9 protein-coding genes and 1 pseudogene are annotated in these 12257 nt (G+C 68.9%); 9 read left to right on the top strand and 1 reads right to left on the bottom strand.

What is annotated here, in order from left to right; all coding sequences use genetic code 11:
* Positions 1 to 277: 277 nt before the first annotated feature.
* The 8 genes and pseudogenes from ACGFNK_RS20790 to ACGFNK_RS20755 form a co-directional block, all read left to right on the top strand.
* Positions 278 to 1177, top strand: a complete 900-nt coding sequence (locus tag ACGFNK_RS20790) for a TauD/TfdA dioxygenase family protein (RefSeq protein WP_393417876.1) — start codon at positions 278 to 280, stop codon at positions 1175 to 1177.
* A 263-nt stretch (positions 1178 to 1440) separates the two neighbouring features.
* Positions 1441 to 1542 (top strand): putative leader peptide, encoded by a 102-nt coding sequence (locus ACGFNK_RS20785; RefSeq protein ID WP_393417874.1) that lies wholly within the window; start codon positions 1441 to 1443, stop codon positions 1540 to 1542.
* Between the two features lie 235 nt (positions 1543 to 1777).
* Positions 1778 to 2884 (top strand): ABC transporter substrate-binding protein, encoded by a 1107-nt coding sequence (locus ACGFNK_RS20780; protein WP_393417872.1) that lies wholly within the window; start codon positions 1778 to 1780, stop codon positions 2882 to 2884.
* A 39-nt stretch (positions 2885 to 2923) separates the two neighbouring features.
* Positions 2924 to 3721: an ABC transporter ATP-binding protein gene (locus ACGFNK_RS20775; RefSeq protein ID WP_393417870.1), complete on the top strand. Its 798-nt coding sequence runs from the start codon at positions 2924 to 2926 to the stop codon at positions 3719 to 3721.
* Positions 3708 to 4634: an ABC transporter permease gene (locus ACGFNK_RS20770; protein WP_393417868.1), complete on the top strand. Its 927-nt coding sequence runs from the start codon at positions 3708 to 3710 to the stop codon at positions 4632 to 4634. Before ACGFNK_RS20775 ends, ACGFNK_RS20770 begins: the two co-directional genes overlap by 14 nt.
* 771 nt (positions 4635 to 5405) lie before the next feature.
* On the top strand, positions 5406 to 7316 hold the full coding sequence (locus ACGFNK_RS20765; protein WP_393417866.1) for a prolyl oligopeptidase family serine peptidase: 1911 nt from the start codon (positions 5406 to 5408) through the stop codon (positions 7314 to 7316).
* A gap of 147 nt (positions 7317 to 7463) precedes the next feature.
* Positions 7464 to 8735, top strand: coding sequence for a discoidin domain-containing protein (locus ACGFNK_RS20760; protein ID WP_393417864.1), 1272 nt, complete (start codon positions 7464 to 7466; stop codon positions 8733 to 8735).
* A 78-nt stretch (positions 8736 to 8813) separates the two neighbouring features.
* A pseudogene (locus ACGFNK_RS20755) lies at positions 8814 to 9320 on the top strand (sensor histidine kinase); the annotation flags it as partial.
* Between the two features lie 155 nt (positions 9321 to 9475).
* Here the strand turns inward: ACGFNK_RS20755 and ACGFNK_RS20750 are convergent.
* On the bottom strand, positions 9476 to 10813 hold the full coding sequence (locus tag ACGFNK_RS20750; RefSeq protein WP_393417862.1) for a ferric reductase-like transmembrane domain-containing protein: 1338 nt from the start codon (positions 10811 to 10813) through the stop codon (positions 9476 to 9478).
* A gap of 391 nt (positions 10814 to 11204) precedes the next feature.
* On the opposite strand from ACGFNK_RS20750, the gene ACGFNK_RS20745 reads away from it, so the two are divergent.
* The gene (locus tag ACGFNK_RS20745) at positions 11205 to 12257 is read left to right on the top strand and encodes a LacI family DNA-binding transcriptional regulator (protein WP_393417860.1); all 1053 of its coding nucleotides are present in this window, start codon (positions 11205 to 11207) and stop codon (positions 12255 to 12257) included.

Here is a 12257-nt window from a genome sequence, read left to right as displayed (position 1 = left end):
TGCCCGGCCGACGCTCTGTACGTCGCGCCCCTGACCCGCCCGCTGCCCGACGGCTCCACCGCCCGGGACGAGGAACCCCTGGACGGGGACCGCCTGCTCGGCAGTTACCACCGGCACGTCGGCTCGGGACGAGGGCCGCACCCCCGGCGCGCGCTTCAGGCCGTCGGCCCCCCCCTCGGACCACCGGGGTCCAAGGGAGCTTCCCTGCCCATCACCTGCTGACGACCTCCCGACTGATCCCCATCCGCTGATCACCTTCTGAAAGGAACACCTGCACATGACCACCAGCACCGGCTTCGACATCCGCCGGATCGGCGGCCGTATCGGCGCCGAAATCCTCGGCGTGGACCTGTCCACCGACCTCGACCCCGCCGTCGTCACCGAGATCAACACCGCGCTCCTGGAGCACAAGGCGCTCGTCTTCCGCGAGCAGAACCTCGACGACGCCGACCAGCTCCGCTTCGCCTCCCTCTTCGGCGAGCTCACCACCGCGCACCCGACTGTGCCCTCCGTCGACGGGCAGCCCCACATCCTGCCCGTCGACGGCGACGAGGGCATCCGCGCCAACCAATGGCACACGGATGTCACCTTCGTCCGTACGCCTCCGAAGGCATCCACGCTGCGCGGCATCGTGATCCCGCCCTACGGCGGCAACACCCTGATCGCCAACTCTGCCGCTGCGTACCGGGATCTGCCGGAGCCGCTGCGCGAGCTGGCGGACAAGCTGTGGGCGGTCCACACCAACGACTACGACTACGCGGCCCCCAAGAACGAGAAGGCGGCCGAACACCGCAGGCGGTTCATCTCCCGCAAGTACCGCACCGCGCACCCGGTCGTCCGCGTACACCCCGAGACCGGGGAGCGCGGGCTGTTCATCGGCGGTTTCGCCCAGAGCATCGTCGGCCTCGGCCCGTCCGACTCCCGGGACCTGCTGCGCATCTTCCAGTCGTACGTCACCCGCCCGGAGAACATCGTGCGGGTGGCCTGGACGCCGGGCGACCTCGTCCTGTTCGACAACCGCATCACCCAGCACTACGCCCCCGACGACTACGGCGACCTGCCGCGCCTGCTGCACCGGGTGACCGTCGCGGGAGACGTCCCCACCGGGATCGACGGCACTCTCAGCCACGTCGTCGAGGGCGACGAAGCCTCCCACTACACCCCCGCCGCGGCCTGAGCCCAGCGGCCGCCGGGGAGGGGCACGTGCCCCTCCCCGGCGGCTCGGCGACGTCGCATCGGCCCAACTTCCCGTCGACCTGCCCGCGTTGACCAGTCTCCCGGGCGCCTGGGTGAACCCCTGACACGCTGGGCCATGCATGGACGATCCCATGCTGTGAGATGACATTGTCCACCATACGAACACCCCCTTGGGGTAGGCGCATCCTTCTGCCACGATCCCTAGCAACCGGGTAGGAAAACTAGGGAAACACGGGGGTGGCCATGCGAACGCTCGACCGCACACACAGGTTGTTGCCCCTGCTTACCTCCCGCCGTCACATCGACCTCGGCCGTACGTCGAGTGCCATCTGTCGGCCCGTCTGACGCGCAGAATCTGACTCTGCCCGAACCAGGACTGCCTCCCCGCCCGCTCCGCCACCGCCTCCGCCAGCGGATCGGACAGCCTCCGCTGACCACTCCCCCCACGTTCCGCTTCTCAGCCCGCGACGGCACGTGTGCCGCCGAGGCCGAGGAGTGGAGTGCTGGTGTGTGCCGACAAATCAGCACGCCTCGCGTTTTCGTACCTCCTTGATCGCCCATTCCCTGAGAGGACACCTCCGTGTCTGCCGCAAGACCGCTCACCGCCCTGCGCACCATCGCCGTCATCGCCGCGCTTCCTCTCCTGCTCACCGCCTGCGGCTACGGTGCCGAGTCCACCGACGACGGCAAGCAGGCCGAGGTCGCTGCGGACGCCAAGAAGCTCTCCGTCGACGAAGTCAAGATCGGCTACTTCCCCAACCTCACGCACGCCACCGCCCTGGTCGGCGTCCAGGAGGGTCTGCTCCAGAAGGAGCTCGGCGGCACCACGATCAAGGCGTCCACCTTCAACGCCGGCCCCTCCGAGATCGAGGCGCTGAACGCCGGGTCGATCGACATCGGCTGGATCGGCCCCTCCCCCGCCATCAACGGCTACACGAAGTCGAGCGGCAAGAACCTGCGCATCATCAGCGGTTCCGCTTCCGGTGGCGTGAAGCTCGTCGTCAACCCGGACAAGATCAAGTCCCTGGACGACGTCAAGGGCAAGAAGATCGCCACGCCGCAGCTCGGCAACACCCAGGACGTCGCGTTCCTCAACTGGATCGCGGAGAAGGGCTGGAAGGTCGACGCGCAGAGCGGCGGGGGCGACGTGTCCGTGGTCCGTACGGACAACAAGATCACCCCGGACGCCTACAAGTCCGGCTCCATCGACGGCGCCTGGGTGCCGGAGCCGACCGCGTCCAAGCTCGTCGCCGAGGGCGGCAAGGTGCTGCTGGACGAGGCCGATCTGTGGCCGGACAAGAAGTTCGTGATCACCAACATCATCGTGTCGCAGAAGTTCCTCAAGGAGCACCCGGACGTCGTCGAGGCCGTGCTGCGCGGCTCGGTGGAGACCAACGCGTGGATCAACGCCAACCCGGAGGAGGCGAAGGCCGCCGCCAACGAGGCGCTGAAGAAGGAGTCCGGCAAGGCGCTGCCCGCCGAGGTCATCGATCCGGCCTGGAAGTCCATCACCTTCCTCGACGACCCGCTGGCCGCCACTCTCAACACCGAGGCGGAGCACGCGGTGAAGGCCGGTCTGCTGGAGGAGCCCGATCTGAAGGGCATCTACGACCTCGCGCCGCTCAACAAGGTCCTCAAGGCCGAGGGCAAGGATCAGGTCGACGACGCCGGTCTCGGCGCCGAGTAACGACAACCAGGCCCGATGAGTTCCCAGGAGGTGACGACCATGGCCACCACGATCGCCAAGGCTGCCGAGGACGCCACGGCGGTGACGTACGCCGCCCGTATCGAGCATGTCTCGAAGTCCTTCCCCGCGCCGGGCGCGCCCGGCGGACAGCAGCTCGTGCTGGACGACATCACGCTCGATGTCGCACCGGGAGAGTTCGTCACCCTCCTGGGGGCCTCCGGCTGCGGCAAGTCGACGCTGCTGAATCTGGTCGCGGGCCTTGACCTGCCGTCCGCCGGCTCGATCGGCACGGAAGGGCGACCCGCACTGCTGTTCCAGGAGCACGCGCTGTTCCCGTGGCTGACCGCGGGCAAGAACATCGAGCTCGCGCTGAAGCTGCGCGGGGTCGCGAAGCCGGGGCGCCGGCAGGAGGCGGAACGGCTGCTGGAACTCGTGCGGCTGCAGGGCGCGTACCGCAAGCGGGTGCACGAACTGTCGGGCGGTATGCGCCAGCGGGTGGCCCTGGCCCGTGCGCTGGCCCAGGACAGTCGGCTGCTGCTGATGGACGAGCCGTTCGCGGCGCTGGACGCGATCACCCGGGACGTACTGCACGACGAGCTGACTCGCATCTGGCGCGAGACGGGACTGTCAGTGCTGTTCGTGACGCACAACGTGCGGGAGGCGGTGCGGCTGGCGCAGCGGGTGGTGCTGCTGTCCTCGCGGCCGGGGCGGATCGCCCGGGAGTGGAAGGTCGGCATCCCGCAGCCGCGCCGCATCGAGGACAGCGCGGTGGCCGAGCTGTCCGCCGACATCACCGAAGAACTACGCAGGGAGATCCGCCGCCATGGCCAGCACTGACACCGGCGCCGAGAGCAAGAAGGACGGCTCTCCGGCGGCCGGGGAGCCCCAGGACTCACACGATCTGGCGGGACTGGAGGCCGGGCTCGACGCGCTGGACACGGTGCAGGTCGGCCGTACGCCACTGCGCGAGACCCTGATACGCAAGGTGCTGCCGCCGGTCACCGCAGTCGCGCTGGTGCTGGTGGTCTGGCAGCTGCTGGTGTGGGCGGCGGTCGTCCCCGCTTACAAGCTGCCCTCACCGTCCGCGGTGTGGGACGAGGTGACCGAGGCCTGGCTGCAGGGCACGCTTCTCGACTACATCTGGACCAGCGTCTCGCGCGGTCTGCTCGGCTTCCTGATGGCGCTCGCCATCGGTACGCCACTCGGCCTGCTGGTCGCCCGGGTGAGGTTTGTCCGGGCGGCCATCGGCCCCATCCTGTCCGGTCTGCAGTCGCTGCCGTCAGTGGCCTGGGTTCCGCCCGCCGTGCTCTGGCTGGGCCTGAACGACTCGATGATGTACGCCGTGATCCTGCTCGGCGCGGTCCCGTCCATCGCCAACGGCCTCGTCGCCGGCATCGATCAGATCCCGCCGCTGTTCCTGCGGGCGGGGCGGACGCTCGGCGCGACGGGACTGCTCGAGGCCTGGCACATCGTGATGCCCGGGGCTCTCCCCGGCTACCTGGCGGGGCTGAAGCAGGGCTGGGCGTTCTCCTGGCGTTCGCTGATGGCCGCCGAGATCATCGCCTCCTCGCCCGATCTCGGCGTCGGTCTTGGCCAGTTGCTGGAGAACGGGCGGACCAACGCCAGCATGTCGCAGGTGTTCCTGGCCATCTTCCTGATCCTGCTGGTCGGTATCGCCATCGATCTGCTGATCTTCAGCCCGCTCGAGCGGCGGGTGCTGCGCAGCCGGGGCCTGCTGGTCAGGAGCTGAACGAACAGATCGCGACCGATACACCGCACGGCGTGCACCGCGGTGTAACTGACGGGGTGCGCAGCACCGCTCGTTCTCGCCGCCGGAGGACCTCTCCCACCCCGGCCGCCGAGCGGGAGACGATGCGATCGCGGTGGGAAGCCCTGGCCGGATTGCAGCCCTCCTGGCGCGGCCCGGGAATGCGCCCATGGCGCCGCCCACTTGACGGAGTCGCCCAACATCCGCCAAAGGCTTCACCCAGAGGAGATCCGCTGCCGAGGTCTACCGGCAGCTCGGGCTATGCCTGACCTACGACCACGAAAAACAGGAGGTGCCGGCCGAATCCCGGCCGGCACCTCCTGTAGGCGTGCTGCGTGTGTCCGGTTGGGGGCTTGCACCAAGACCCCAACCGGTCATTCTGCGCGCCGACCTGAACATGGCATGCATCCCCACTGCGACCGTTCAGGCGGTTCTCGTCCTTCGCCTCGCACAGGGCGCGCCCGCTTGCATTGATGCGCTTGTCGCATGGACCGATCTCGGTTTGATGCTGGACACCGATCCGTCCGTGCTCCGAAACTCTCGCATAACACCTCGGCCTGCCCGCGCACAGCCCCCGCCCACCGCCGCCGAGGGCCGTCCCCGAGAAAGCGAGCGCCGCCATGCCGGCAGCCCTGTGCTTCGCTACGACCGCCGCCTTACTGCTGCACGAACAGCCTGGTTTTGTCCGGAGTGGTCTGCCTGGCCGCGGGCGTGGTGAACATGATCCCCTGGCCTGGCTCGAAAGTACGCGCCATGGCGGCGCTGAAGCTGGACAGTTCCGAGGTCTTCGACCCTGTGCTGCCCGCGATGGGCTTCGGGATCGCCTGGGCGCTGGTGGCCTCGTACCTGCGCTGCCGCCAGGCGCGCAACCGTCTCGGCGCGCTGTCCCCGCGGGGTCCTGCCACCGACGTGCGCAAGGGCGAGGTCGAGTGGAACGACCGTGAACCGGCCGCTTCGACGGCTGCCACGACTGCCACGGCAGCCGAGTCGAGCCGGCAGGTCAGTCACTCCCACGACGCCCGACGGGCAGGAGCGGCAGGCCCTCCGGCCCCCGGGGAAGGGCCCGGCCCTGTCCGGGTCCCGCCGCTGGTCAACCGCCCCACCTGCGAACAGCAACAGGCGCTGCTCGACGAACACGCCAAGAGCAGCCCACCGCACATGCCGCTCAAGTCTCGAACGTGCCGCCCGCTCCGGGAGCCCGAGCCGGGCGACCGGATCCACACACAGAGGCACCTGGTCCGGGTGCCCCACCGACCGAGAAGAGGGCCCATGAGATGGATCACCAGACGTACGGTGCTCGCCGTCACCGCAGGTGCCGTCGCGGCGCCGGCCGTGAGCACGGCTACCCCCGCGGCCGCCGACACCACGACAGCCACATCTGAAGGACGACAAGCGGCCTCCGAACTCAATCCGGTCCTGCGAACGGACCTCGTCACGCGGGTGACGCCGAGGAACAACTGGCTGGTGACAGCCGTCGCCATCCAGTACTCGCATCGCATCGACTTACGCGGCGGGGTGATCCCGCCCTCGGCCTTCCAGGTGAAGGCCACTGTGGGCGGGCAAACAGCGGCTCGCACGGTGACCCGGGTCTACTCCAACGCCACCGCCGAAGTGGACGACCGATCTCACCCCGGACGGCCGGGGGACCGCCTGATCATCGAACTCGACCCGAACGACTCCAACGCGCGGGCCGTCGGCACCGATCCCCTTCCGCTCGACCGCGCGTACTCCGTCAGACAGGTGGAGGACGTGCGCACCCCGAAAGGTGAACCCGTACTCAAGGCCGGTCCGTTCGCGAGCCGGAACGACGACGTCATCAATCCCGTGGTCGACGACTTCGCCGCCGGTTCCTTCACCGACTCCGCAGGTTTCGAACTGGACTTCCGGCTGTACCAGCCTGAGGGATTCATACGGAACCCTCGGACGCGCACGCGGTACCCGCTCGTCGTCACCCTGCACGGCGGTGGCGAAGTCGCGGACAACAACATGACCCAGCTCACCTCCAACCGGATCGCGGTCACGTTCGCCAAACCGGAACGACAGCGCCGCAACCCCGCGTTCGTCCTCTCTCCGCAGATCCCCCTGCCCCGTCCCATGGACGGACCCGACGGCACGGACTGGACCGACGCCAAGGTCCAGGCCGCGCTGACCGAACTCATCGACACCTTCGTGAGCGAGCACTCCCGAAACGTGGACACAGCCCGGCTCTATCTCGTCGGCCTGTCCTCGGGCGGGCGCGGTATCTACAGCCTGCTGGCCAAGCGACCCGACGTGTTCGCGGCAGCCCTGCCCACGGCCGGCTGGGGCGACACGGCCTCCATGGACAGGATCACGCACATCCCGATCTGGGCCGACCACTCCGTCGACGACCCGGTCGTCCCCTACCGGGAGGGCCGGTTCGGCAATCCCGGCACCTGGACACTGATGAACGCGCTGGAGACCGCCGGTGCACGGGTCACCCGTGGGGAATGGGCCAACGATCTGCCCAAGGCACAGTTCGAGCCCCGCTCCCGGGCGCTCCTGCGGCAGGCCCGGGCCACGCGCAGTCACGTCCTGTTCACGAGCTACACGCCCGGAACGACACCGGTGAACCCACACCTGTCATGGGCCCAGACGTACGAGAACGACGTGGTCATCGACTGGCTCTTCGACCAGTCCCGATAGCCGGCACTGGCGAGTCCGGCAGCGCTCACAGTGCGGGCGCACCTCGCTATCCGGTTACCGCTCTCACCGATTCCCGGAGGTAAATCAATGCGTCCATCCAGTTGTTCAACCGACTCGACCGCGCCGTTACGGACCCGCTCCCGTGCCATGACGGCACTGATCGCACTGGCAACCACCATCGGCTTGGCGCTGACTCTGCTGACAGCCACCGCCCCGCCGGCGGCCGCCGCCGACTTGCTGTCCCAGGGCAAGCCCGCGACCTCCTCGTCCACCGAGAACGCGTCCACCCCCGCGTCGGCGGCGGTGGACGGCAACACCGCGACGCGCTGGTCGAGCACGTTCAGTGATCCGCAGTGGCTCAGAGTGGATCTCGGCACGACCGCCACCATCAGCCAAGTGGTGCTGCGCTGGGAGGCCGCGTACGCCCGCGCGTTCCAGATCCAGACCTCCGACAACGGCACCGCCTGGACCACCATCTACTCGACCACGACAGGCACCGGCGGCGTGCAGACCCTCGACGTGAACGGCAGCGGCCGGTACGTCCGCGTCCACGGCACCCAGCGCGGCACCGCCTACGGCTACTCGCTGCGGGAGTTCCAGGTGTACGGCTCCGGTGGCGGCACCTCTCCGGGGAACGGGATCCCGGACCCGACGACCGCTTCCCTCGAGGCCACCAACGGGCCGCTGACCACCGCCACCTACACCGTTCCCAACCCGAGCGGGTACGGCTCCGGCACGGTCACGTACCCGACGACCAGGGGCTCGTACCCGGGCGTCGTACTGATGCCGGGCTATCAGGGCACGCAGCAGAACCTGCAGTGGCTCGCACCGCGCCTCGCCTCCTGGGGCTTCGTCGTCATCAACGTCGGAACCAACACACTCACCGACGATCCCGAATCGCGCGGCCGCCAGATCACCGCCGCCGGCACCCAGCTACTCGCGCTCGGCAACGCCACCGGCAACCCGATATCGGGGAAGCTCAACGGCACCCTGGGCGCGACCGGTCACTCGATGGGCGGCGGTGGCGTGATGGCGGCCCTCCGGGACGACGCGCGCTTCCGGGCGGGCGTGCCCACGGCCCCGTACTACGTGAACGGGAACTTCTCCGGAGTCACCGAGCCCACCTTCTTCATGACCTGTCAAAGTGACCCCGTCGCAGGCGGCAACAGCTACGCGGTGCCCTGGTACAACTCCATGTCCCAGGCCGAGAAGCTGTACATCGAGGTTCCGGGCGACCATCTGTGCCCGATGACGGGCTACGGCAACAAGGCCAAGCAGGGCAAGTGGATCGTGTCGTTCTTCAGCCTCTGGCTGCGTGCCGACACCCGCTTCAGCCCGTTCCTGTGCGGTCCCGCCCGCGAAGCCGACAAGAACAACACCTCCCTGGTCACGCGCTGGATGGACACCTGCCAGTTCTGACCGGCTCGCTCGGAGCGCTCCGCGGCCCCTCGACGGAGCGCTCCGCTGGCCACACTCGGCTGCGCCGCGTTGGCCTTCCGGCGCAGCTTGGCGCGGCGGCTGGCGGAGGTCGAGGAGGCCAGGGAGCACGAGCGGGTGCTGCACGCCCAGGCCGTGCTCGCCCGCGAACGCGCCCAGCTGGCCCGCGAGATGCACGACGTGGTCTCCCACCAGGTCAGCCTGATCGCCGTACGGGCCGGAGCGCTGCAGGTCGCCACCAAGGATGCGGAAGCCAAAGAGGCCGCCCGCACGATCCGTTCGCTGAGCGTCACCACGCTCGACGAACTGCGCACCATGGTCACGCTGCTGCGCGCCTCCGGCGGCCACGCCACCGAGCTCACTCCTCAGCCCACCCTGGCCGACCTGCACAAACTAGTGGAATCAAGCGGTACCCAGGCGCAATTGTCGGGTGAGCTTCCGCCCACCGTGGGCACACCCGCGCAACGGGGCCTCTACCGCACGGTCCAGGAGGCGCTGACGAACGTCCGCAAGCACGCCCCCGGCGCCACGGCCCGCGTCGAGCTGTGGCAGGACGGCGACGACGTATTGCGGGCCCGACGGGCCGAAGACCGCTTGGGGCGACGTCGTCTCGCTCAGCCAGGCAGCTACGGGACACAGGACTTCGGAACCGCACGGTGGGGGCGGCGGGGCTAAGCCCGTGGATTGCGCTGAGGCTTCGATGCGCCCGCCGCCCCCGCCCGTCATGCCAGGCCGAACCGCTCGGCGTGCACCTGCCGGGGAGGAACCTTCAGCGTGCGCAGGGTGCTGAGCACGGTCGAGGTCATCGCGGGCGGGCCACAGACGTAGACGTCGCGTTCGGTCATGTCGGGAACCAGGGCGAGGAGGCTGTCGGGCTCGAACGGCGGGCTGCCCTCCCCCGTGCGGCCGGTGAGCAGGTGCAGCCGCCCGCCGCGGTCCGCGACCAGAGTTCGTACCTCGTCGACCAGCACCGCGTCGTCCTCGCTGCGCACCCGGTAGAGCACGACGACGTCGTCGGCCGGTTCCTCCTCCAGCAGGGCTCGAACCGGCGTGATCCCCACTCCTCCGGCGATCAGCAGTGCGCCGGGCCGCGTTCGGTGCAACGAGGTGAACGCCCCGTACGGCCCCTCGACGAACGCGCGGCTCCCGACCGGGACGTGTCGCAGGCCGGCGCTGGTGCTGCCGACCGCCTTGGCGGTCAGGCGCAGCGTGCGGCCGTCGGGTGCCGCCGACAGCGAGAACGGATTGGCCAGCCACCAGTGGTTGTGCCCGGGGAACCGCCAGATGCAGAACTGGCCCGCCCTGGCCGGCAGCCTGTCGAGGTGACGGCCGGTGACGTGCACCGACACCACGTCGTCCGACTCCAGCACCACCGCCGTGACCTCGAATCGGTGATAGGCGTTGCGCCACAGAGGCATGACGATCCGGCCCGTGACCAGGGCACCGAACGCGAACAGCCACAGGGCCCACCAGTAGATCTTCGCGGGCGCGGAATAGCTGAACGTCGTGGTCTCCTGCAACTGGTGGACGAATGCCAGTCCCAACGCCAGGTACAGCAGCAGATGCAGGCCGTGCCAGGTCTCGTACCGAAGCCGCCGTCTGACACTCCGGGCGGACACCGCGGCGACCACGACGATGATCGCCGCGGCCCCCATCCCGAGCAGGGAGGCGGGCACTCCGGCCAGTGCGAAGAACGTCTTCGTCATCGACGCGTCATCGAGCCTCGCGTAGCCCAGCACCACCAGTACGGCGTGGGTGAGGATGGTCCACAGCAGGGTGAAGCCGACCCACCTGTGCCACACCGTCAACCGGTCCATGCCGATACGGCGGTCGAGCCACGGCAGCCGGGCCACCAACAGCAGTTGGAACAGCATCAGTACGGCGGCGTGCAGGCCGAAGAACTTCGCGACCGTGAGCACCTCGTTCTTGCCGGTCCCGGCGGTGAGGAACAAGGCCTCGACGATCACCAAGTTGACGATGACAAACGTCCACAGCGCCCAACGCGCCGCAACGACCGGAGGTATGGTGCCTGTCCGCACCTGCGTACTCGTCGCCTCCACCGCTTCCCCTTTTTATGTCCATGTGACACGTTCGCGCCCGGCACCCGCGAGATCGCGAGGACCGAGCGTCCTGGTCTGATACGGCCCCGATCGGGGCAGGAAAAGGGAACTTGACGTAACGAGGCTCTGTTCGCCTCGGCCGTTCTTGTTCCGCGATCGGCACGCTGGTCGAGCGGACCATACCGTGCCTTACAGGCTTGGACTCCGACCTCGCATCACCCGGCACGAGATTCCGTGGTCGCGGAGACCTCCGTGAACATCTGGCATCTGATAACTCCCCACCCGGCGGCCGTCGTCCTGGCCGCCGTCGCCGGGTACGCTGAGTGATTAAGGTGTTAACCACAAGCCGTCATGGGGCTGTTGGGGAACAACAGGCGCTGTTGGGGTACACATGAGAAGCTCGCGTGTCTGGCAACGCCCCACGCTCGGTGCCGTGGCCGCACGGGCCGAGGTGTCCACTGCCACGGTGTCGAACGCGCTCAACGGCACCGGCCGGCTGTCCGAGACGACCAGGCAGCGCGTGCTCGCCGCGGCACGCGAACTCGGTTACGCCCCGGCCAGCACGGCCCGTGCCCTGGCCCGCGGCGGCACCGGAGTGCTCGGTCTGACCATGACGACATACGGCGACCTTCCCGTCCCGTACACCGAGATCCCGTACTACGCACAGCTGGCGCTGAGCGCCATCGCCGCAGCGCATGAGCGCGGTTACCTGCTCATGGTGATGCCATGTTCGCTGTCACCGTGGATGTGGCTCAACACGCCGATGGACGGCGTCATCCACGTCGAACCGCGCGCCGACGACCCGGTGGGTTCCCTCCTACGGAAGCGGGGCATCCCCATGGTCTGCGACGGCCGGCCGCCCCAGCCGCACTGGGGCGACGTGTGGGTGGACACCGACTACGACGCGGGCCTGCGCCTCCTGCTCGACCACCTCACGGAGGCCGGCGCCCGGCGGATCGCACTCTCCCAGCCGCTGCACGACGACGAGTACCCGCACCTGATCGGACGCGCCTACGCCTCCTGGTGCGCCGAGCAGGACATGCCCGCCCTCGTCGAGGAGTACGCCGCGCTGCCCGACTACTTCACGGCTGAACGGGACGCGGTCAGCCGGCTGCTCAACCGCGATCCACGACCGGACGCCGTCATCGGCATCTACTCCGACTCCGGTCACAACATCCTCGCCGCCGCCCGGCACCACGGGCTTCGAGTGCCGCAGGATCTGCTGGTGGCGTGCATCAGTGAGGATCCGGACTACGCGACGACGAACCCGCCCGTCACCACCCTCAGCCTCCGCCCGGACCGGGTGAGCGACGAAGCGGTCGACCTGCTGATCGCTCTCATCAACGCCCGTAGCGGTGTGGACCGGCATCGGCTCGTGCAGCCGGTCCTGGTCCCTCGCCGGTCCACACGACGCCCGGTACGGCGAGAGAACGGCACACCCTGA

Source organism: Streptomyces sp. NPDC048825 (assembly GCF_043198355.1).
Classification (GTDB): Bacteria; Actinomycetota; Actinomycetes; order Streptomycetales; family Streptomycetaceae; genus Streptomyces; species Streptomyces xiangluensis.
Note: the sequence above shows the minus strand (reverse complement) of the source record. Positions and strands in the feature narration are given on the sequence as shown.